The 20,913-nt window shown below is 68.7% G+C and carries 17 protein-coding genes; 9 read left to right on the top strand and 8 right to left on the bottom strand.

Annotated elements, in window-relative coordinates:
• Positions 1 to 63: 63 nt before the first annotated feature.
• The gene (locus tag VM780_RS12915; RefSeq protein ID WP_325447948.1) at positions 64 to 1,263 is read left to right on the top strand and encodes an HlyD family secretion protein; all 1,200 of its coding nucleotides are present in this window, start codon (positions 64 to 66) and stop codon (positions 1,261 to 1,263) included.
• A 27-nt stretch (positions 1,264 to 1,290) separates the two neighbouring features.
• Entirely contained in the window at positions 1,291 to 2,946 is a 1,656-nt protein-coding gene (locus VM780_RS12910; protein WP_325447946.1) for a DHA2 family efflux MFS transporter permease subunit, read from the top strand.
• Positions 2,947 to 2,955: 9 nt separating this feature from the next.
• Here VM780_RS12910 and VM780_RS12905 read toward each other — a convergent pair whose 3' ends face one another.
• Positions 2,956 to 4,233, bottom strand: coding sequence for an FAD-binding oxidoreductase (locus VM780_RS12905; protein WP_325447944.1), 1,278 nt, complete (start codon positions 4,231 to 4,233; stop codon positions 2,956 to 2,958).
• A 14-nt stretch (positions 4,234 to 4,247) separates the two neighbouring features.
• Positions 4,248 to 5,651, bottom strand: coding sequence for a glutamine synthetase family protein (locus VM780_RS12900; RefSeq protein ID WP_325447942.1), 1,404 nt, complete (start codon positions 5,649 to 5,651; stop codon positions 4,248 to 4,250).
• Positions 5,652 to 6,007: 356 nt separating this feature from the next.
• Here VM780_RS12900 and VM780_RS12895 point away from each other — a divergent pair, with 356 nt between their 5' ends.
• The 4 genes from VM780_RS12895 to VM780_RS12880 all read left to right on the top strand — a co-directional run bounded on the left by VM780_RS12895 (position 6,008) and on the right by VM780_RS12880 (position 10,305).
• Positions 6,008 to 7,114: a polyamine ABC transporter substrate-binding protein gene (locus VM780_RS12895; protein ID WP_325447940.1), complete on the top strand. Its 1,107-nt coding sequence runs from the start codon at positions 6,008 to 6,010 to the stop codon at positions 7,112 to 7,114.
• Positions 7,115 to 7,293: 179 nt separating this feature from the next.
• The gene (locus VM780_RS12890) at positions 7,294 to 8,460 is read left to right on the top strand and encodes an ABC transporter ATP-binding protein (RefSeq protein WP_325447938.1); all 1,167 of its coding nucleotides are present in this window, start codon (positions 7,294 to 7,296) and stop codon (positions 8,458 to 8,460) included.
• A 43-nt stretch (positions 8,461 to 8,503) separates the two neighbouring features.
• Entirely contained in the window at positions 8,504 to 9,487 is a 984-nt protein-coding gene (locus VM780_RS12885) for an ABC transporter permease (RefSeq protein WP_325447936.1), read from the top strand.
• Complete coding sequence (locus VM780_RS12880) at positions 9,484 to 10,305, top strand: ABC transporter permease subunit (RefSeq protein ID WP_325447934.1); 822 nt, start codon at positions 9,484 to 9,486, stop codon at positions 10,303 to 10,305. Before VM780_RS12885 ends, VM780_RS12880 begins: the two co-directional genes overlap by 4 nt.
• A 3-nt stretch (positions 10,306 to 10,308) precedes the next feature.
• Here VM780_RS12880 and VM780_RS12875 read toward each other — a convergent pair whose 3' ends face one another.
• Positions 10,309 to 12,012: an AsmA family protein gene (locus tag VM780_RS12875; protein ID WP_325447932.1), complete on the bottom strand. Its 1,704-nt coding sequence runs from the start codon at positions 12,010 to 12,012 to the stop codon at positions 10,309 to 10,311.
• A 141-nt stretch (positions 12,013 to 12,153) separates the two neighbouring features.
• On the opposite strand from VM780_RS12875, the gene VM780_RS12870 reads away from it, so the two are divergent.
• Positions 12,154 to 14,118, top strand: a complete 1,965-nt coding sequence (locus VM780_RS12870) for an acetoacetate--CoA ligase (protein ID WP_325447930.1) — start codon at positions 12,154 to 12,156, stop codon at positions 14,116 to 14,118.
• Between the two features lie 164 nt (positions 14,119 to 14,282).
• Here VM780_RS12870 and VM780_RS12865 read toward each other — a convergent pair whose 3' ends face one another.
• The 4 genes from VM780_RS12865 to fabA form a co-directional block, all read right to left on the bottom strand.
• A complete protein-coding gene (locus VM780_RS12865) occupies positions 14,283 to 15,548 on the bottom strand; it encodes a hypothetical protein (RefSeq protein ID WP_325447928.1) in 1,266 nt (421 codons plus the stop codon).
• Positions 15,549 to 15,601: 53 nt separating this feature from the next.
• Positions 15,602 to 16,429: an enoyl-ACP reductase FabI gene (gene fabI / locus VM780_RS12860; protein ID WP_325447926.1), complete on the bottom strand. Its 828-nt coding sequence runs from the start codon at positions 16,427 to 16,429 to the stop codon at positions 15,602 to 15,604.
• A gap of 153 nt (positions 16,430 to 16,582) precedes the next feature.
• Positions 16,583 to 17,794, bottom strand: a complete 1,212-nt coding sequence (gene fabB / locus VM780_RS12855) for a beta-ketoacyl-ACP synthase I (RefSeq protein ID WP_325447925.1) — start codon at positions 17,792 to 17,794, stop codon at positions 16,583 to 16,585.
• Positions 17,795 to 17,855: 61 nt separating this feature from the next.
• Positions 17,856 to 18,377, bottom strand: coding sequence for a 3-hydroxyacyl-[acyl-carrier-protein] dehydratase FabA (gene fabA, locus VM780_RS12850; protein ID WP_325447923.1), 522 nt, complete (start codon positions 18,375 to 18,377; stop codon positions 17,856 to 17,858).
• Positions 18,378 to 18,621: 244 nt separating this feature from the next.
• Between fabA and irrA the strand changes: the two genes are divergently transcribed.
• Positions 18,622 to 19,116, top strand: a complete 495-nt coding sequence (irrA, locus tag VM780_RS12845) for an iron response transcriptional regulator IrrA (RefSeq protein ID WP_325447921.1) — start codon at positions 18,622 to 18,624, stop codon at positions 19,114 to 19,116.
• Positions 19,117 to 19,184: 68 nt separating this feature from the next.
• Here irrA and VM780_RS12840 read toward each other — a convergent pair whose 3' ends face one another.
• Positions 19,185 to 19,748, bottom strand: a complete 564-nt coding sequence (locus tag VM780_RS12840; protein WP_414652830.1) for an SH3 domain-containing protein — start codon at positions 19,746 to 19,748, stop codon at positions 19,185 to 19,187.
• Positions 19,749 to 19,914: 166 nt separating this feature from the next.
• Here VM780_RS12840 and VM780_RS12835 point away from each other — a divergent pair, with 166 nt between their 5' ends.
• Complete coding sequence (locus tag VM780_RS12835) at positions 19,915 to 20,910, top strand: D-glycerate dehydrogenase (protein WP_325447917.1); 996 nt, start codon at positions 19,915 to 19,917, stop codon at positions 20,908 to 20,910.
• Positions 20,911 to 20,913 lie beyond the last annotated feature (3 nt).

The following is a 20,913-nucleotide window of genomic DNA, read 5'->3' as shown; positions in this document are numbered from 1 at the left end:
GAACGTCCGCGCGCTCCATGTCTTCGGGCAGTCGCCCGCCGCGAGCCAACTGGGACAGCTTTCATGCAGAGGCCTCGCCTTGTGACGGCTGCGCCTGCCGAGCGAGCCGACCCCATCGACCGCCGCGAGCTTCAGCCGGAGGCGCCCGCGGCGCCGGCCGACGCGGCTCCAGCGCCCCAGAAGGCGCGGCGGGCTCCGGGCGCGCGCAAGATGCTGCTCGGCGCGGCTGTCGTCGCCGCGCTCGCAGGCGGCGGCTGGTATGGCTACGAGTGGTGGACCGAGGGCCGCTTCCTGGTCGAGACCGACGACGCCTATGTGGGCGCCGACATGGCGGTGGTCGCGCCCAAGATCTCAGGCTATGTGGAATCGGTCGCCGTCGCGGACAACGCGCCGGTCAAGGCCGGCGAGCCGCTCTTGAACGTCGATCCGGCGGACTTCAGGCTCGCGCTGCAGGCCGCCGAGGGCAAGATCGCGACCCAGCAGGCGTCGATCGACCGGTTCGACAGCCAGATCGCGGCGGCGGAGGCGCAGACCGCGCAGGCCAAGGCGCAGGTCGACTCCGCAAGCGCCGACCGAGACCGCGCCGCGGCCGACTACGAGCGCGCCCAGCAGCTCGTGAAATCGACCTATGGCAGCAAACAGGCGCTCGACCAGGCGAAGGCGGACCGCGACCGGACCGTCGCCGCGGTCGAGGCGGCGCGCGCCGGCGTCGCGGCCGCGGAGGCGAACCGCGCCGTGCTCGCCGCGCAGAAGGGCGAGGCGCAGCGCACGCTGCAGGAGTTCGAGACCGCGCGCGCGCAGCGCCAGCGGGACCTCGACGCGACCCTCATCCGAGCGCCGTTCGACGGCGTCATCGGCAACAAGGCCGTGCAGGTCGGCGACTACGTGACGCCCGGCAAGCGGCTGATGGCGGTCGTGCCGCTCGACCGCGTCTATGTCGATGCGAACTTCAAGGAGACCCAACTGGCCGAAGTTAAGCCGGGCGCAAAGGTGCGGCTCTCGGTCGACGCCTATCCGGAACATGACGTGACGGGCGTCGTCGACAGTCTCGCGCCGGCCTCGGGGGCGCAGTTCAGCCTGTTGCCGCCCGAGAACGCCACCGGCAACTTCACCAAGATCGTGCAGCGCGTGCCGGTCCGGATCCGGGTCGATCCGCAGGACGTCGCGAAAGGCAGGCTGCGGCCGGGCCTGTCGGTGATCGCGTCCGTCGACACGCGCACTGCGCCAAAGCTTACGTCCGACGCCGCAGACCTGCGGCGTTGACGTAGTCCCCGCGTCCGAGGCCTCGTCATGAGCGACGACGCTGCTCCTCCAAGCAGTCGTAAGGCTGTCGAACCGACCCGCGTCCCCACGGGGTTGGCGGCTGGCTCGACGAGCGCCTCGGGCGCGGGGAATCCTCCTTTCGAACCGAAGGTGACGCCGCGCCGGCTCGTCGCGTTCCTCGCGCTCGTCTTCGGCATGTTCATGGCGATTCTGGACATCCAGATCGTCTCGTCGTCTCTCGCCGAGATCCAGGCCGGCCTGTCGGCGAGCCCGGACGAGATCTCCTGGGTTCAGACCAGCTATCTGATCGCCGAAGTGATCATGATCCCGCTGTCGGGCTATCTGGGCCGGGCGCTGTCCACGCGGGTGCTGTTCACCATCTCGGCCGCGGGCTTCACGCTCGCGAGCGCGCTCTGCGCCACCGCCACGACGCTGCCGGAGATGATCGTCTACCGGGCGATTCAGGGCTTCATCGGCGGCGGCATGATCCCGACCGCCTTCGCGGCCGCCTACACGATCTTCCCCAAGCGCCACCAGGCGGCCATCATGGCGCTGGTCGGGCTGACGGTGACGCTGGCGCCGACCATCGGGCCGACCATCGGCGGCTATCTGACCGAGCTGCTCTCCTGGCACTGGCTGTTCCTGATCAATGTCGTGCCCGGCGCCGCCGCCACGCTGCTCGCTTGGACGCTGGTCGACTTCGACGAGCCCGAGTTCGATCTGCTGCGGCGGCTCGACTACTTCGCGCTGGCGGCGCTGGGCGTGTTCCTCGGCAGCCTCGAATATGTGCTGGAGGAGGGCGCGCGCGACGACTGGTTCCAGGACGCGACCATCCGCAACCTCAGCGTCGCGGGCGTCGTGGGCGGCGTGCTGTTCTTCTGGCGCTGCTTCGCGGCCAAGACGCCGCTGGTCGACCTCACCGCCTATCGGGACCGCAACTTCGCCGTCGGTTCGCTGCTCACCTTCATCATGGGCATCGGCCTCTACGGCATGACCTATCTCTATCCGGTCTTCCTCGGCCGGGTGCGCGGCTATGACTCGCTGCAGATCGGCGAGACCGTGTTCGTCTCGGGCCTGTTCATGTTCCTGACCGCGCCTGTGGTGGGCGTGCTCTCCCGCAAGGTCGATCCGCGCTACCTGATCGCGGCCGGCTTCTTGGGCTTCGGTCTGTCCTGCATCGACCTCACCTACATCACCAGCGACTGGGCGTTCGGCGAGCTGTTCATGCCGCAGATGCTGCGCGGCGTGTCGCTGATGATGTGCATGGTGCCGATCAATGTCGTGTCGCTCGCCACCCTGCCGCCGCCGAAGCTTAAGAACGCCAGCGCGCTGTTCAACCTGATGCGGAATCTCGGAGGCGCCTTCGGGCTCGCCTTCATCAACACCTTCCTGAACGACCGTCAGGACCTGCACATGCTGCGGCTGCGCGAGCACGTGGTGTGGGGCCGCCAGGTCGCCGAGGAGCAGCTCGCCGGCATGGCGGCGAGCCTCGCGCCGCGGCTCGGCTCCGACGCGGACCTCGCGGCGGTCCGCCAGCTCTCCAACATGGTCGGCCAGCAGGGCCTGGTGCTCGCCTTCGGCGATCTGTTCTGGGCGATGACGATCCTGTTCGGCGGCATCGTGCTGCTGGTGCCGCTCGTCAGGCGCCCGAACCCCGGCGCGGCCGCCGCGCCGGCGCACTGAGGCCGCGCGTCACAGCCTGTCGCGCAGCGCGTAATAGCTCATCGCCGCGACCAGCAGCGGCTTGCGCAGCCATCGTCCGCCCGGGAAGGCGGGCGCCGGCAGCCGCGACAGCAGGTCGAAGCGCTCAAGCCGTCCGCCGACCGCTTCGGCCAGGATCTTGCCGAACATCGGCCCGAGCAGCACTCCCTGACCGGAGTAGCCGGCGGCGACCAGAACGTTCGGCCGAATGGCGCGCACGAAGGGCTGGCGGGTCGGCGTGATGCCGAGCACGCCGCCCCAGGCGTGCTCGATCGGGACGTCGCGGAGCTGCGGGAAAACCTTGAGCATGTGATGGCGCACGATCGGCGCGATCTCGGCGGGCAGCGTCGTCGAATAGGTTTCGCCGCCGCCGAACAGCAGCCGGCCATCCGGGGTCGGACGGTAGTAGTAGACCACGAACCGGCTGTCCGAGACGGCCGCGCGGCTGGTCAGCGCCTCCCGAAGCCGCTCACCGAGCGGCGCGGTGACGGCGATGTGGTTGGCGATCGGCGCGACATGCGCCTGGACCGTGGCGTCGACGCCCTCGAGCAGCCCGTCGGTGCAGATCAGCACGGTGTCGGCGGTGACGGTCCCGCCGTCGGTCTCAAGAACCGGCCGCGCGCCGTGGCGAATACGGCGCACGCGCGCGCTCTCGTGGATGCGGGCCCCGGCGGCTTCGGCCGCGCGCGCGAGCCCGAAGACCAGCGCCAGCGGATCGAGATGGCCGCCGCCATGGTCGATCGAGCCGCCGTGATAGTTATCGCTCTTCACCAGCGCTCGGAGCTGGTCGCGGTCCAGCGGCTCGATCCGGTCGTAGCCGTAGTCTTGCGCCAGCTTGCGGGCGTAGGCGTGCGTCTCGGCGACGTAAGACGGCTTGTGGTCGGCGTGGATCAGCCCGGCTTCGTAGCGGCAGTCGATCCCGCGCCGGTCGATGAAGTCGCGGAGCAAGCCCTTGGCCTCTTCGGCCATGTCCCAGAGCTTGCGGGCGTCGTCGCGGCCGGCGATCCGTTCGAGCTCGTCCTGCTCGCGGCGCTGGCCGGTGTGGACCTGACCGCCATTGCGGCCCGACGCGCCCCAGCCGACCCGCGCCTGCTCCAGCACGACGACCGATACGCCGCGCTCCGCGAGATGAAGCGCGGCCGACAAGCCGGTGAAGCCTGCGCCGACGATCGCCACGTCCGCCCGCACGTCGCCCGCAAGCGCCGGGCGCGCAAAGGGCGGCGGATTGGCGGCGGCGTAATACGAGGCGGCGGGCGGAAAGGCTGTCACAGCGCGTCCCGCCGCTAGACGTTCAGCAGCAGGTATTCCCGCTCCCAAGGGCTGATCACGCGCATGAAGGTCTCGAACTCGGCGCGCTTGATGGCCGCGAAGGTCTGCACGAAAGTCCTGCCGAAGACCGACTGCAGCGGCCCGCAATCCTCGAAGGCCGAGACCGCCTCCAGCAGGCCGCGCGGCAGGTCGTAGTCGAGGCCGTAGGCGGAGCCGTCGATCGGCTCGGACGGCGTCAGCCCCTCGACCATGCCTAGGTAGCCGCAGGCGAGGGTGGCGGCGATCGCCAGATAGGGATTCGCGTCCGAGGACGGCACGCGGTTCTCGACGCGGCGGGCCTCCGGTCCCGAGGGCGGCACCCGGATGCCGGTGGTGCGGTTGTCGTAGCCCCACTGGACGTTGATCGGCGCCGAGGAATGGCGGGTCAGCCGCCGGTAGGAGTTCACGTAAGGCGCGAGCAGCGTCATCACGGTCGGCATGTATTTCTGCGTGCCGGCCAGGAACGAGAAGAACTCCGACGACGGCTTGCCCTGTTCGTCCGAGAAGATGTTGCGCCCGGTCTTCATGTCGCGCACCGACTGGTGGATGTGCATGGCCGAGCCCGGCTGGTTGGCGATCGGCTTCGCCATGAAGGTCGCGTACATCGAGTGCTTGAGCGCGGCCTCGCGGATGGTGCGCTTGAACAGGAACACCTGGTCGGCAAGTGCGAGCGGCGCGCCGTGACGCAGATTGATCTCCATCTGCGCCGCGCCCTCCTCGTGGATCAGCGTGTCGATCTCGAGCCCCTGGGCTTCCGAGAAATCGTAGATGTCCTCGAACAGCTCGTCGAACTCGTTGACCGCCGATATCGAGTAGGACTGCCGCCCGGTCTCAGGTCGGCCCGAGCGGCCGATCGGCGGCTCCAGCGGATAGTCCGGGTCGGTGTTCGGCTTGACGAGGTAGAACTCGATCTCCGGCGCCACCACGGGCGCCCAGCCCTTGTTCTCGAACAGATCGACGACCCGCCGCAGCAGCGCGCGCGGGGAGACCTCGACCGGGCGGCCGTCGCGGTGAAACGCGTCGTGGATAATCTGCGCCGTCGGATCGGACGCCCAGGGCACCACCGAGAGCGTCGAGAAGTCCGGCTCGAGCACCAGGTCGCTGTCCGCCGGGTCGCCGCCGCCGGGCGCGTCCTCGTCGGCGTAGCCGCCCGCGATGGTCTGGTGGAAGATCGACGACGGCATGTTCATCGTCGGCGACTGGAAGAACTTCTGCGCGGGCATGATCTTGCCGCGCGCCACTCCGGCCTGGTCCGGCACCAGGCATTCGAGCTCCTCGATGCCGCGCTCGGCGACCCATTCGCGCGCCGCCTCGGTGTCGGCGGCTCCGCGGCGATCGGCGATGGCCTCTCGCAGCTCGGCGCGCTTTTTCTTGCTCATCTCATGACTCTCGAATGTCAACCGGCCCGGCCCGCCCGGAGGGCGAGGCCGGCGGCGACCCGAGCCGGGCAGCGGCGAGGCCGGCGGCGGAAGCCGCGGCCGTGCTGCGTCGAGGGCGGCTCCCGGATCGGGTCGGGAAGGAAGGCTGAGCCGCCCCTGCGGCGGTCGAGCCGCCGGACGCCGGCGAACCGGCGCAGCCCGGAGCCTGCCCGACCGCTCGCGCCAAATCAATCCGCCGGCCCTCAGCCGCTGGCGCGGAATTAGGCTCGCAAATCGGTTGTGCGCCCTGACGCGCGAGGCTAGCCTTTCGGCGTCGTTCCCTCGCGAGGGGTCGAGGGCGCCAGGGGATCTCGCGTATGACGATCAGAGGATTGGTGGCCGCCTGTCTGGCCGCTTTCGGGCTCGCGGCCGGCGCCGCCGGGGGCGCGCTGGCGGCGGACAAGGAAGTCAGGATCTACAACTGGTCGGACTATATCGACCCGCAGATCCTGAAGGATTTCGAGGCCGAGACCGGCATCAAGGTCGTCTACGACGTCTTCGACTCCAACGAGATCCTCGAGACCAAGCTGCTGACCGGCAAGACCGGCTACGATCTCGTGGTTCCGAGCGCCACCTTTCTGTCGCGGCAGATCAAGGCGGGCGTCTTCCAGAAGCTCGACAAGTCGAAGCTTCCGAACCTCGTCAACGCGTGGCCGGAAATCTACCAGCGGGTCGCCCAGTACGACCCCGACAACGCCTATTCGATCAACTATATGTGGGGCACCACCGGCATCGGCTATAACGTCGACAAGGTGAAGAAGATCTTTCCAAACGCGCCACTCGACAGCTGGAGCCTGATCTACGATCCGGAAAACCTGAAAAAGCTCTCGAAGTGCGGCGTCATGCTGCTCGACAGCCCGGAAGATCTGCTGCCGTCGGTGCTGACCTATCTCGGGCTGCCGCCGGACTGGTCTGACGTGAAGAACGTGCAGAAGGCGGCGGAGCATCTGGCGAAGCTCAAGCCCTACATCACCAAGTTCCACTCGTCCGAATACATCAACGCCCTCGCGAACGGGAACATCTGCGTCGCCGTCGGCTATTCGGGCGACATCTTCCAGGCCAAGAGCCGCGCCGCCGAGGCCGGCAAGGGCGTGAACGTGGAATACTCGCTGCCCAAGGAAGGCGCGCAGCTCTGGTTCGACCAGATGGCCATGCCGGCCGACGCGCCGCATCCGGACGAGGCGCACGCCTTCATGAACTACATGCTGAAGCCGGAGGTCGCCGCCAAGGCGTCCAATTTCGTGCAATACGCCAACGGCAATCTGAAGTCGCAGGAGTTCCTGGACGCCGAGGTCAAGGACAACCCCTCGATCTATCCCACCAAGGAGGTGTTCGCGCGGCTCTACACCGTGCCGACCATCGAGGATCCCAAGATCCAGCGCGCGCTGACCCGGGCCTGGACCAAGGCCAAGAGCGGAAGGTGAGGCGGAAAGGCGTCATCCCGGACGCGGCGTAGGCCGACGATCCGGGATCGTGATCCGGACGAGGCGCAGTTTCGAGCCGCCACGTTCTGAGGACGATCCCGGCTCTCCGCTTCGCTCCGGCCGGGATGACGAGTTTTGTCAATCGCGCCCTTGCTTCCACCTCCTCTCCGGATCACCCAATGGCGCTGAAGCCCGCCCAGAAAGCCCTCGGCCCGATCCGGCGCTCCTTCGCGCCATGGCTCGACCCCAGCGCCGTTCCGCTGATCCGGTTCGAGAACGTCGTGAAGCGCTTCGGCGACTTCACCGCGGTCGACGACGTCTCGCTCGACATCCACCAGCGTGAGTTCTTCGCGCTGCTGGGGCCGTCGGGCTGCGGCAAGACCACCCTGATGCGGATGCTGGCGGGCTTCGAGGCGCCGACGTCCGGCCGCATCACGCTCGCCGGCAAGGACCTCGCGGGCGTGCCGCCCTACCGGCGGCCCGTGAACATGATGTTCCAGTCCTATGCGCTGTTCCCGCACATGACGGTGGCGCAGAACATCGCCTTCGGCCTGAAGCAGGACGGCATGCCGAAGCCCGAGATGGAGGCGCGCGTCGCCGAGATGCTTCGGCTCGTGAAGCTCGAGCCGTTCGCCGGCCGCAAGCCGCACCAGCTGTCCGGCGGCCAGCGCCAGCGCGTCGCGCTCGCCCGGTCGCTCGCCAAGAAGCCGAAGGTGCTGCTGCTCGACGAGCCGCTCGGCGCGCTCGACAAGAAGCTGCGCGAGGAGACCCAGTTCGAGCTGATGGACCTGCAGCAGGAGCTCGGGCTGACCTTCCTGATCGTCACGCATGACCAGGAGGAGGCGATGACGGTCGCCGACCGGATCGCCGTGATGAACCATGGCAAACTCGTGCAGGTCGCCACGCCGGGTGAGATCTACGAGCAGCCGAACTGCCGCTACGTCGCGGACTTCATCGGCGACATCAATCTGTTCGAAGGCTCGGTGGAGAGCGCGCAAGGCGGCGTCGTCCGGCTGAAGTCGGCCGAAGCCGGCGCGGAGTTCACCGCCGCCAGCGACGCCGAGCTTCAGGCCGGCGCGGAAGTGGCGCTCGCCATCCGGCCGGAAAAGATGCGGGTTTCGCTGGAGCCGCCGCCGCCCGAGGCGACGAACCGGCTGGCTGGGGAGGTGTGGGACATCGCCTATCTGGGCGACTGGACCATCCTGCTGATCAAGCTCGACGGCACGGACAAGATCGTGCGGGTCAGCCGCGCCAACGTCACGCGCAGCGAGGCGAGGCCGATCGGCTGGGACGACAGGGTGTTCCTGTGGTTCGCGCCGGACGCCGGCGTGCTGCTGAGATCCTGAGGCGCCGCCGTGCGAGCCGAACGGGCGGGAGGCTGATCGCCCCATGACCGACGTTCTCACGCCCGACCCCGAGGCGCCGCGGGCGATCGCCGCGGCCTCGCCCGAGACCGCCGCCGGGCCGGCCGACGCGGGGCGCTGGAAGCGCTGGCTGCTGATCGCCGTGCCGTATCTCTGGCTGCTGGCGCTGTTCCTCGCGCCGTTCGCGATCGTCCTGAAGATCTCGCTGTCGCAGACCACCATCGCGCAGCCGCCTTACGAGCCGCTGCTTGATCTCTCGGCCGGCTGGCAGGGGCTGGTCGACTTCGTGTCGCAGCTCGATCTGGAGAACTACTCGATCCTGTTCGAGGACGAGCTCTACGTCGCCTCCTATCTGTCGAGCCTGAAGATCGCTACAATCTCGACGCTGCTGACGCTCGCGATCGCCTACCCGATGGCCTACGGCATGGCGCGGGCGCCGAAGAACATCCGGCCGACGCTGCTGATGGCCGTGATCCTGCCGTTCTGGACGTCGCTGCTGATCCGCGTCTACGCCTGGATCGGCATCCTCAATCCGGACGGGCTGCTCAACGCCTTCCTGATGTGGGCCGGCGTGATCCGCGAGCCGCTCTACATCATGAACACCGAGACGGCGGTCTATATCGGCATCGTCTATTCCTACCTGCCGTTCATGGTGCTGCCGCTCTATTCGAGCCTCGAGAAGCTCGACGACACGCTGCTCGAAGCCGCCGCGGATCTCGGCTCGCCGCCCTGGAAGGCGTTCTGGCAGATCACCTTTCCGCTCTCGCTGCCGGGCGTCGTCGCCGGCTGCTTCCTGGTGTTCATCCCCGCGGTCGGCGAATTCGTGATCCCCGATCTGCTCGGCGGCTCCGAGACGCTGATGATCGGCAAGACGCTCTACAACGAGTTCTTCCTGAACCGCGACTGGCCGGTGTCGTCCGCGATCGCCGTGCTTCTGCTGCTCGTGCTCGTCGTCCCGATCGCGATCTACAACAACCTTCAGGCCAAGGAACTCGAGGGCAAGGCATGAGAAAGGGCCTCTCCTCGGTCAACCTGGTCGCCCTGACCTTCGGCTTCGCGTTCCTCTACCTGCCGATTGTCCTGTTGGTGGTCTATTCGTTCAACGCCTCGCAGCTCGTCACGGTGTGGGGCGGGTTCTCGACCCGATGGTACGTCTCGCTGTTCCACAACGAGCAGCTTCTGGAGGCCGCCTGGGTCACGGTCCGGGTCGGGCTGATCTCGGCGACGCTCGCGACCGTGCTCGGCACGCTTGCGGCGATCACGCTCGTCCGCATGGGCCGCTTCGCCGGCCGTACGCTATTTTCCGGCATGGTCTATGCGCCGCTCGTGATGCCGGAGGTGATCACCGGGCTCTCGATGCTGCTGCTGTTCGTCGCCGTCGGCCTCGACCGCGGCTTCTTCACCCTCATGCTCGCGCACGTCACGTTCTCGATGTGCTTCGTCGCAGTGGTGGTGCAGTCGCGCCTGGTGTCGTTCGACCGCAGCCTCGAGGAGGCTGCGCTCGATCTCGGCTGCCCGCCGGCGAAGACGTTTTTCGTCATCACCCTGCCGATCATCCTGCCGGCGATCGTTTCGGGCTGGATGCTCGCCTTCACGCTCTCGATCGACGATCTGGTGATCTCGCAATTCACCACTGGGCCGGGCGCGACCACGCTGCCGATGCGGATCTATTCGTCGGTGCGGCTCGGGGTGAAGCCCGAGATCAACGCGGTCTGCACCATCCTGATCGCGATTGTGACCACCGGCGTGATCATCGCCTCGATCGCCACCAAACGCGCGGAGAACGAGCGCGTGAAGGCGGAGCGCGCCGCCGCCGCCGGCCGCTGAAGTCTATTTGCCGGAGGCGCGCGCCTCGCCGGCCGACAGCGCCGGCCTGAGCTTCGGCGAGGCGAAGGCGCCTTCCAGCCGCACCGGCAGGACCCACCGGCCGTTCGGCGGCCGGACCGTGCCCTCGAGCTTCAGGTCGCGTTCGACGAGCCGGGCGTCGCCTGCAAGCGCGAGCGTGGCGTCCTCTCCGACGATCGACAGATCCCTCGTGGAGGCGACGCCGCGTTCGACCGAGATCGTCGCCTGGGCGGCGCTCACGGCCATGGCGCCGCGCAGGCCGGCGAGCGTAAGGGCGCGGCCCTTCCCGCCGGCGTTGAACTTGCCGCCCGTAAGATGGGCCTCGGCGCGGCCTTGCAGGCTTGCGACGATGGCGGCCATCGAGGCGCCTGCGCCTTCGACGGCGAGCTCGCCGGAGAGCGTTCCGGTCAGCACGGGCGGGTCGACGAACCGCCGCAGCGCCTCGTGAAGGTCGATCCCCGACAGCGCGCCCTCGACGCGGACTCGTGCGCCCTGTCGATCGCGGCCAAGCGAGATTCGCCCGCCGACGCTTCCCTCGTAAGCCGCGGCCTCGCCGATCGCGACGTCGAGACTGTCGCCGGCGACCGAGATCGTCGCGGCCGTCTCGCCGAGCCGAAGGTCGCCGAGGCGGACCTGATCGGCCGAAAGCCGCAGGTCGAGATCGTAGCCCGTCACCGGCTTCAGATCGATCGGCTTGGGGTTCCAACCGCCGCCGTCATCGCGCAGCGCGGGCGCGATGCCGTTGACGTAAGGATCGAGATTGAGCCGGTCGGTGTCGAGCGTCGCCTCGATGCTCGGCCTGCCGTTTTCGAGCGTCAGCCGGCCGACGCCGAAGAAGGCGCCGCCCTCCAGGTTCAGTTCGGCGTTCGAGATCGCGAAGCCTTCGTGATCGGCGGTCGCGCGGCCGGTGAGCGAGAAGCCGGTGAGCGGCGAACTGCGTCGCGGCGCCGGCGCGCCGAGCCAGCGCAGCGTTTCGCGCAGCGACGTCGCGCGCGCGCTGAGATCGCCGGAGAGCCGCGGCCCCTGCGCGAGACTGGCGTCGCCGTCGAACACCAGCAGGGCGCCGCCGCCTTCAATCCGCGCGCGGAACGGCGAGGCTTCTCCGCGCGACAGCGCAGATGGGTCGGTGAGCGCCAGAGCCGCCTGCATCCGGCGATCGCCCAGAAGGCCAAAGCCCGAGGCGGACAGGGCGCGTCCCGCGCTCGGCCACACCAGTCCGGCGTCGACCTTCTCGAGGCTGCGGCCGCCCCAGTCGAGGCGGGCGTCCACCAGTCGGATCGACGGATAGGCGCCGGGGCGCGCGCCGGCGGCGAGCGCCGCCGAGGTGAAGTCGCCAAGCGGCACGCGGTCGAGCGCGATCTCGGCCCCGATCAGCGTGATCTCGCGGGCCTCGATCCTTCCGGCGAGCAGCGCGAAGATGCGCGGCGAGGCGGTCAGCCGTCGTGCGGAGGCGAACGCCGGCTCGCCGCCTCTTGAGATGCGGACGCCGTCAAGCGTCACGCGGGGCGTCGGGAACAGGGTGACGGTGGGCCGGCCTTCGGCCTCGATCGTGAGGCCGGACGCATCGCGCAGCGCGGCCAGCATGGCTGCGTCCGCGCCCGCGAAAGGCGCTCTCGCAATCCCAAGACAGACGGCCGCGACAAGGGCGGCCGCAGCCGCCGCGAGGCCGATGGCGGCGACGCGACGCATCGAATTGCAGTCCTTCCGATAATTGAGCCGGTTTAACGCCTCGCGCTTATACCGCTGCACGAATTAGGCTCAAACTGGCTTGGCGGCCCGCCGCCTCTCGCAAGCATGCACGCGGCCGGCCGGGCCGCCTGGGAGCTCCGCATGACGACTGACGCCGAAGCGCCGCTCTGGATCCCGCCTCTCTCCCGCGTCGCGGCGAGCGCGATGACGGATTTCGCAGACCGCGCCGCGGCGCGGGCGCGCCGGCCGCTCAGGACGTTTCGCGACCTGCACGCCTGGTCGATCGAGGATCGCGAGGGCTTCTGGGACCTGGTCTGGGATTTCTGCCGCATCGTCGGCCACAAGGGCGACCGCGTTCTGGAGAACGGCGACGCCATGCCGGGCGCGCGGTTCTTTCCCGACGCGCGGCTGAACTTCGCCGAAAACCTGCTGCGCAAGTCAGGCGCCGGCGACGCGATCGTGTTCCGCGGCGAGGACAAGGCCGAGGCGCGGCTGAGCTGGGACGAGCTCCGAGCGCAGGTCTCCCGCATCCAGCAGGCTCTCGCGGCCGCGGGCGTCGGCGAGGGCGACCGGGTCGCGGCCATGATGCCGAACCGGCCGGAGACCATCGCCTTCATGCTCGCGGCGGCCTCCCTCGGCGCGATCTGGTCGTCCTGCTCGCCTGATTTCGGGGAACGCGGCGTGCTCGACCGCTTCGGCCAGATCGAGCCGAAGGTGTTCGTGACGGTCGACGGCTACTGGTACGCCGGCAAGCGGATCGAGATCGCCGCCAAGCTGAAGCCGATCGTAGACGCGCTGACGACTGTCGAGCGCACCGTCGTCGTCCCCTATCTGGGCGAGGCCGAGGAGGTCGCCGCCGGCCTGCGCGGCGCCGTTTCCCTCGAGCGCTTCCTCGACGGCTTCGAGCCGGGCGCTCCGACGTTCAGGCGACTGCCCTTCGATCATCCGCTGTTCATCCTGTTCTCCTCCGGCACGACCGGCGTGCCGAAATGCATCGTGCACTGCGCGGGCGGCGCGCTGCTGCAGCTCGTCAAGGAGCACAAGCTGCATTGCGACAACCGGCCGGGCGACCGCGTGTTCTACTTCACGACCTGCGGCTGGATGATGTGGAACTGGCTCGTCGCCGGGCTCGCGGCGGAGGCGACGCTGCTGCTCTATGACGGCTCGCCCTTCCATCCGACGCCTGCGGTTCTGTTCGATTTCGCGCAAGCGGAGCGGATGACGTTCTTCGGCACGTCGGCGAAGTGGATCGACGGCGTGAAGAAGCACGGCCTGAGGCCGCGCGACACGCACGACCTGTCGAGCGTGCGCGCGATGGCGTCGACCGGCTCGCCGCTCGCCGCCGCGAGCTTCGACTGGGTCTATGACGCCGTGAAACGCGACGTCCAGCTCGCCTCGATCTCCGGCGGCACCGACATCGTTTCCTGCTTCGTGCTCGGCAATCCGCTCGAGCCGGTGTGGCGCGGCGAAATCCAGGGACCGGGGCTCGGGCTCGCGATGGCGACGCTCGACGATGACGGGCGGCCGCTGGCCTCCGGAAAGGGCGAGCTCGCCTGCCTGAAGCCGTTCCCCACCATGCCGATCGGCTTCTGGAACGATCCTGATGGGGCCAAGTACCACGCCGCCTACTTTGACCGCTTCCCCAACGTCTGGGTGCATGGCGACTTCGCCGAGTGGACGCCGCATGGCGGGATGATCATCCACGGCCGTTCCGACGCCACGCTGAACCCCGGCGGCGTGCGGATCGGCACGGCGGAGATCTACGCCCAGGTCGAGAAGATGGAGGAGGTCGTCGAGGCGATCTGCATCGGCCAGGATTACGACGGCGACGTCCGGATCGTGCTGTTCGTCAGGCTGAAGGAAGGGTTCGCGCTCGACGAAGACCTCGCCAAGCGCATCCGGACGCGGATCCGCGAAGGCGCGTCGCCGCGCCATGTGCCGGCGAAGATCGTGGCGGTCACGGACATCCCGCGCACCAAGTCCGGCAAGATCGTCGAGCTCGCGGTCCGCGAGGTCGTGCACGGACGGCCGGTGAAGAACAAGGAGGCGCTGGCGAACCCCGAGGCGCTCGCGCTGTTCGAGAAGCTCGAGGCGCTGCAGGACTGACGAAAACGCGCCGCCTGGCGGCGGGTCGGGGCGTCCTCAGGTCAGGCCGTCATGGTCCGGCTTGACCGGACCATCCATCTCGAAGCCCGCGCTCGACGTCGAACATGGGTCCTCCGGTCGGGGCGGAGGACCATGGCGGCGGTTCGGGCGCCTGCCGACGCGCCTCACGCCAGCTTCAAGAACTCGCGCCCGGCCTTCACCAGATCGAACGCCTTCCAGCCGCCGCTTCCGTCCGGCAGCTCGTAACGGACGATGTCGGCGGTGGCGTAGGTGCGGCTGAGGCGCGACGGCAGGAAGGAGCCGGTGCCGACCACGTCGATCGGGACCGACAGATTGCCGAAGACGCGACACTTCAGCGTGTCGAAGCCGGACGAGACCACGATCTGCGCTTCGTCGAATCCCGCCGCGTCCAGCGCCTTGCGAAAGTGGACAGCCGCGGCGGCGGTGACGCCGGTGCCGAACAGGAGCTTGTCGCGCACCTCGTCGGCCGACATGCCGCCGACTTCTTCGAGTTCGGAGCCGGCGAGCGCGCGTCGGGCGATCTCCCCCGGCGTCTTGCAGTCTGTCCATGAGAGAAGCGTCCGGACGCTCTCCTCCCAGTCGAGCCCTTCGAGATACCGGCCGCCATGGGTGTCGAGCCGGAAGGCGAGCCGCTTTCCCGCGCGAGCGGGGCCGTCCGGGCCATAAAACCAGCGGCACACGGCGAGCGCGTCCGAGACTTCGCGGCCGTCATAGTCGTTGAGAACCGTGTAGCTCTCCTCGTCCGGGAACTGCGCGGCGTAGAGCTTCGCCGCCTCCAGCGTCGCGCTCTCCGCCTCGGGATCGCGGCCTTGTGCAAGCATCCGGGCCTTGGCGTAGCCGATCAGCGAATGCGGCATGGTGCCGAGCCCGCGCGGGGTTCCGAACAGAGACGCGGCGATGTCGGTCGAGGTCCCGACGAAGCCCTTGGCGCCCGCCAGCTGCGCTGCGCGCGACCCGACCGCAGCGCCATAGGAGCAGGCGAGATGCATGTCGTCGCCGGTCGTGTGGCGCGCCTCCATGGCGATGAACGCGGCGTTCGGCAGCGCGACGCACATCGAGAACGCGTTGTGCGCGGCCACGCAGGGAAAGCCGATGCGCTGCAGCAGCAGCGTCTCGATCGGCGACAGCGCGGCGAGCGATCCCGTGACGTAGAGCATCGGCAGCCCGGCCGTCAGCGTCGCGCCCTCAGGCGCGACCCGCGTGACCTCGAGCGGAATCCGGGCGTCCGCCGGATAGACTTTTCGCAGGAACTCGACCGCCCGGTCGGCCGCCACGACCACGTCGGCGCGCAGGAAGACCGCATAGGTCGCCCGCGCGTCGCCATGGGCCGCGACGATCTCGGCGGTCTTGGCGAAGTACTTGTCGGTCCGCGCGGCGACGAAGTCTGGACCCGGAACGCCGTCCGTCATTGTCGGGGAACCTCCGCGCAGGCCCGGCGCCGGGACATGATCGCGGTGCGACGTCAGTCCTCGGCTTTCGTCTCCGCAGCGTCGATGGTCTTCAGCGCCGCAGGGTTGGGCATCGAGATGATGTTGTAGCCGGCGTCGACGAAATGAATCTCGCCGGTGACGCCGGCCGAGAGCGGGGAGAGCAGATAAAGCGCCGCGCCGCCGACGTCCTCGATCGTGATCGGACGGCGCAGCGGCGAATGGCGGCGCTGGAAGTCGTACATCAGCCGCGCGTCGGCGATGCCCGCGCCCGCGAGCGTCCGGACCGGCCCGGCGGAGATCGCGTTCACCCGGATGCCCTGCGGCCCGTAATCCGCAGCCAGGTAGCGCACGCTCGCCTCGAGCGCGGCCTTGGCGACGCCCATCACGTTGTAGTTCGGCATCACGCGCGTCGCGCCGCCATAGGTCAGCGTCAGCATCGAGCCGCCGGCCGGCATGATCTCGGCGGCGCGCTTGGCGAGTTCTGTGAAGGAGAAGGCGGAGATCACCATGGTGCGCGAGAAGTTCTCGCGCGTCGTGTCGGCGTAGCGGCCCTTGAGCTCGTTCTTGTTCGAAAAGCCGATCGCGTGGACCAGGATGTCGATCCCGCCCCAGCGTTCCTTGAGAGCGGCGAACACGGCGTCGACAGAGTCCAGATCCTCGACGTCGCAGGGCAGCACGAGGTCGGAGCCGAGGCTCGCGGCGAGCGGCCGGACGCGCTTGCCCAGCGCCTCGCCCTGATAGGTGAAGGCGATCTCGGCGCCCGCCTGGCTCAGCGCCTTGGCGACGCCCCAGGCGATCGAGTGGTCGTTCGCGACGCCCATGACGAGCGCGCGCTTGTCTGAAAGAAGTCCGGCGACCATGGGGTCCCCCGTGGTTTCGCCGGAGACAACCCGCGTCATCCCGGCCGAAGCGAAGCGGAGAGCCGGGATCGTTCTCCGGATCCGGCGGCTCATCTGAAGACGATCCCGGGTCGGCCTAGAGCCGCCCGGGATGACGTTCTGCGAACGGGCCCGTCACACCCGCTCGAACACCAGCGTCGCGTTGGTGCCGCCGAAGCCGAAGGAGTTCGACATCACGGCGTCGAGCCGCACGTCGTCGCGGCGCTCGCGCAGGATCGGCATGTCGGCGAAGGCCGGGTCGAGCTCCTCGATGTTCGCGCTCTCGGCCATGAAGCCGTTCTGCATCATCAGCAGCGAATAGATCGCCTCCTGCACGCCCGCGGCGCCGAGCGAGTGGCCGGTGAGCGACTTCGTCGCCGAGATCGGCGGGCACTTGTCCCCGAACACGGCGCGCAGCGCCTCGATCTCCTTGAGGTCCCCGACCGGGGTCGAGGTCGCGTGCGGGTTGACGTAGTCGATCGGGTTCCTGGCGGTCGACAGCGCCATCTTCATGCAACGCACCGCGCCTTCGCCGGACGGCGCGACCATGTCGTAGCCGTCCGAGGTCGCGCCATAGCCCGTGAGCTCGGCGTAGATCTTGGCGCCGCGCGCCTTGGCGTGCTCCAGCTCCTCGAGCACCAGCACGCCGGCCCCGCCCGCGATGACGAAGCCGTCGCGGTCCTTGTCATAGGCGCGGCTTGCGACCGCCGGGCGATCGTTGAAGCGGCTCGACATCGCGCCCATCGCGTCGAACAGCACGGACAGCGTCCAGTGCAGCTCTTCGCAGCCGCCGGCGAACATCACGTCCTGCTTGCCGAGCTGGATGATCTCCGCGGCGTTGCCGATGCAGTGCGCCGAGGTCGAGCAGGCCGACGAGATCGAGTAGTTCACGCCCTTGATCTTGAACCAGGTGGCGAGCGTCGCGGAGGCGGTCGACGACATCGCCTTCGGCACCGCGAACGGTCCGATGCGCTTCGGGCCCTTTTCGCGCGCGATGTCGGCGGCTTCCACCACGGTCTTGGTCGACGGACCGCCGGAGCCCATGACGATGCCGGTGCGCTCGTTGGAGATGTCGCTCTCCTCGAGCCCCGAATCGCGGATCGCCTGATCCATCGCGACGTGGTTCCAGGCCGTGCCGCCCGCGTGGAAGCGCATGGCGCGCCGGTCGACCACCTGGCTGGCGTCGAGCGTCGGCGCGCCCTCGACCTGGCAGCGGAAGCCGAGCCGGGCGTATTCCTCGGCGAAGGAGACGCCGGACTTCGCCTCCCGCAGCGACGCCAGAACCTCCTGGGTCGAGTTTCCGATCGAGGACACGATCCCCATGCCGGTGACGACGACGCGCTTCACGTGAAGCCTCCTTTGGGCCGGCCTTCGCGCATGGCGAGCCGGTTAGTACATGTTGTCGGCCTCAGCCGGGCGCGGCGCCGGCCTTGAACAGGCCGACCTTCAGGTCCTTGGCCTGATAGATGGTCTCGCCGTCGGCCTGCAGCCAGCCGTCGGCGATGCCGAGCACCAGCCGGCCGCGCACGACGCGTTTGAAGTCCACGCCGTAGACGACCTTCTTCACGCTCGGCAACACCTGGCCGGTGAACTTGATCTCGCCGGTCCCGAGCGCGCGGCCGCGACCCTCGCCGCCGATCCAGCCGAGGAAGAACCCGGTCATCTGCCACAGCGCGTCGAGCCCGAGGCAGCCCGGCATGACCGGATCGCCCTTGAAGTGGCATTCGAAGAACCAGAGGTCCGGCTTCACGTCGAGCTCGGCGCGGACGAAACCCTTGTCGGCGGGGCCGCCGGTCTCGGAAATCTCGGAGATGCGATCGAACATCAGCATCGGCGGCAGGGGCAGCTGCGCATTGCCCTGCCCGAACAACTCGCCGCGCCCGCAGGCGAGCAAGTCCTCGTAATCGTAGCTTGTCCGCCGCTCTTTCATGTAGCCTTTCAATCTCCTTGCGGCGACCGTCGCCATCCTCCCGGCGCGGGTCTCCGCCCGTCGCGCGCCCTCCTAGCACACATGCCGGAGAGGCGTGAAGCGTTCCGGCGAGACAGGCGGTTGCCCCGGCCGTCGTGAAATTGTATCTTTCTCCACAGGTTCAGGCGGTTCCTGGCCCACTTCTTCGCGTCCGGCGCTCAAGGCGTTCGGGCTTCAGTTTGCAAGGTACGACGTGAGACCGACGATGGCCGAGCTGCCGACCACCGCCGCCGCATCCTCCGCGCCCGCCGCCGACCGACCGGTCGATTGCGGCCTGCGGCCCGCTTTGTGCGTCGCCCGCGATGTCGGCGGGCTGCTGCGCGATTCCGGGCTGCGGCCGACGCGCCAGCGCATCGCGCTCGGACGGCTGCTCTACGCCAAGGGCGACCGGCACGTGACGGCTGAAATCCTGCACGAGGAGGCGATGCGCGCCCGCGTCCCGGTCTCGCTCGCCACCGTTTACAACACGCTGCACCAGTTCACCGAAGTCGGCCTGCTGCGCGAGCTCGCGGTCGACGGTTCAAAGACCTGGTTCGACACCAATGTCAGCGACCATCACCACTTCCTGGTCGAGGACGACAACCGCCTGATGGACATTCCGGGCTCGAGCGTTTCGGTCGACCGGATGCCGGAGATCCCCGAGGGCATGGAGATCGCGCGCGTCGACGTGGTCGTGCGGCTGCGTCGCAAATCCGCCTGACCCAGGCTCTTCTGAGCCGAACAGTTTTCGAACGGCCGCCGCGGTCTCGCGGCGGCCGTTCGCGTTTGTCAGTCGAATCGCTCGCCCGGATACACGCCCCAGAGCCGCTCCTGCTCGATCCAGCCGTCGAAACCGTCGCCCTCGACGCGACACCAGGAGCCGTCGCAGCGGCGCACCTCGACCAGAACCTTCGGCTCCAGCCGGGCGCTGGTGCGCGAATCTCCGCCGGCGCTGACATGGATCGGAAGCGCGGCGTCCTTCGACCAGGGCGCGACCAGCGCCGTCCGCCGTCCCGACAGCAGGCTGTGCCAGACCCAGCCCTCGGCGCCCTCCGAATCCCGGATGCGCCGCCAGTTGTCATATTCGGCGGTGATTTCGACCGGTTCGCCCGCGCGGCGGTAGATATAGGCCACCGGGTGATCCTTGGTCGGCCCGCGGCGGACGTAGGCCTTGCTGGCCTTCAGGCTGACGAAGCGCGGCACCGGCAGGCCCGACACCGGTCCGATCATGACGCCGGCCGCGCCCTCATGCGCCGCTTGAGCCATGGCCGGAACGCGGGCGGCGGACAGCATTGCGAGGGTCGAGATCGCGGCTGCGAGCAGTCCGGCGGCGGGCCGGAAAACAGATTTCATCATCAACCGCAGCGCTCCGCCTTTCGTCGCCATATTGCGTTCCGGGCCTCGTCTGCTAGAGACGGCCCTTCCGGCCGCATGCGGCCATCGCTCTGAGCGAGCATCCTTCGTCAGCATTGATGAGGGATTAACCGTAAGCCCGAGCCGCCAGAAAGGTCCGCCGGCTATGAAGAAGCGCCCGCTCGTCGTCGTGACGCGCCGTCTGCCGGACGTGATCGAGACGCGGATGCGCGAACTGTTCGACGCCCGGCTCAATCACGACGACCGCCCCTTCACGTCTGAAGATCTCGTTCAGGCGGTCCGCGAGGCCGACGTGCTGGTGCCGACCGTGACCGACCGGATCGATGCCGCGCTGCTCGCCCACGCGGGCGAGAACCTCCGGCTGATCGCGAACTTCGGCAACGGCGTCGACAACATCGACGTCCAGACCGCGAACAATCGCGGCATCACAGTCACCAACACGCCCGGCGTCCTCACCGAGGACACCGCCGACATGACGATGGGCCTCATCCTCGCCGGTCCGCGTCGGATCGCGGAGGGCGCCCGCGTGGTGCCGGACGAACATGAATGGACCGGCTGGTCGCCGATGTGGATGCTCGGCCGCCGCATCTGGGGCAAGCGCCTCGGCATCGTCGGCATGGGCCGGATCGGTCAGGCGGTCGCCCGCAGGGCCCGCGCTTTCGGCCTCTCGATCCACTACCACAACCGGCGCAGGCTGCCCGCCACCGTCGAGGACCAGCTTGAGGCGACCTACTGGGAAAGCCTCGATCAGATGCTGGCCCGCATGGACATCATCTCGATCAACTGTCCGCACACCCCGGCGACCTACCATCTGCTGTCCGCGCGCCGGTTGAAGCTGCTGAAGCGCGACGCCTATGTGGTCAACACCGCGCGCGGCGAGGTGGTGGACGAGACGGCGCTCGCCCGGATGCTCGAGTCTGGCGAGATCGCCGGCGCGGCGCTCGACGTGTTCGAGAACGAGCCCGCCGTGAACCCGAAGCTCGTCAAGCTCGCGCGGCAGAACAAGGTGGTGCTGCTCCCGCATCTCGGCTCCGCCACGATCGAGGGCCGTATCGACATGGGCGAGAAGGTCATCGTGAACATCAAGACCTTCATGGACGGTCACCGCCCGCCGGACCGGGTGCTGCCCTCGATGCTCTGAGCG

Source organism: Hansschlegelia sp., assembly GCF_035538955.1.
Taxonomy (GTDB): domain Bacteria; phylum Pseudomonadota; class Alphaproteobacteria; order Rhizobiales; family Methylopilaceae; genus Methylopila.
The sequence above is the reverse complement of the archived record's forward strand: the minus strand, read 5'-3'. Positions and strand labels throughout refer to the sequence as shown.

What these genes read in the sequence shown, in the direction of transcription:
- VM780_RS12915 (WP_325447948.1), top strand. Translation starts at nt 64, where the DNA reads ATGCAGAGGCCTCGCCTTGTGACGGCTGCGCCTGCCGAGCGAGCCGAC.
- VM780_RS12910 (WP_325447946.1), top strand. Translation starts at nt 1,291, where the DNA reads ATGAGCGACGACGCTGCTCCTCCAAGCAGTCGTAAGGCTGTCGAACCG.
- VM780_RS12900 (WP_325447942.1), bottom strand. Translation starts at nt 5,651, where the DNA reads ATGAGCAAGAAAAAGCGCGCCGAGCTGCGAGAGGCCATCGCCGATCGC.
- VM780_RS12895 (WP_325447940.1), top strand. Translation starts at nt 6,008, where the DNA reads ATGACGATCAGAGGATTGGTGGCCGCCTGTCTGGCCGCTTTCGGGCTC.
- VM780_RS12890 (WP_325447938.1), top strand. Translation starts at nt 7,294, where the DNA reads ATGGCGCTGAAGCCCGCCCAGAAAGCCCTCGGCCCGATCCGGCGCTCC.
- VM780_RS12885 (WP_325447936.1), top strand. Translation starts at nt 8,504, where the DNA reads ATGACCGACGTTCTCACGCCCGACCCCGAGGCGCCGCGGGCGATCGCC.
- VM780_RS12880 (WP_325447934.1), top strand. Translation starts at nt 9,484, where the DNA reads ATGAGAAAGGGCCTCTCCTCGGTCAACCTGGTCGCCCTGACCTTCGGC.
- VM780_RS12875 (WP_325447932.1), bottom strand. Translation starts at nt 12,012, where the DNA reads ATGCGTCGCGTCGCCGCCATCGGCCTCGCGGCGGCTGCGGCCGCCCTT.
- VM780_RS12870 (WP_325447930.1), top strand. Translation starts at nt 12,154, where the DNA reads ATGACGACTGACGCCGAAGCGCCGCTCTGGATCCCGCCTCTCTCCCGC.
- VM780_RS12865 (WP_325447928.1), bottom strand. Translation starts at nt 15,548, where the DNA reads ATGACGGACGGCGTTCCGGGTCCAGACTTCGTCGCCGCGCGGACCGAC.
- fabI (WP_325447926.1), bottom strand. Translation starts at nt 16,429, where the DNA reads ATGGTCGCCGGACTTCTTTCAGACAAGCGCGCGCTCGTCATGGGCGTC.
- fabA (WP_325447923.1), bottom strand. Translation starts at nt 18,377, where the DNA reads ATGAAAGAGCGGCGGACAAGCTACGATTACGAGGACTTGCTCGCCTGC.
- irrA (WP_325447921.1), top strand. Translation starts at nt 18,622, where the DNA reads ATGGCCGAGCTGCCGACCACCGCCGCCGCATCCTCCGCGCCCGCCGCC.
- VM780_RS12840 (WP_414652830.1), bottom strand. Translation starts at nt 19,748, where the DNA reads ATGAAATCTGTTTTCCGGCCCGCCGCCGGACTGCTCGCAGCCGCGATC.
- VM780_RS12835 (WP_325447917.1), top strand. Translation starts at nt 19,915, where the DNA reads ATGAAGAAGCGCCCGCTCGTCGTCGTGACGCGCCGTCTGCCGGACGTG.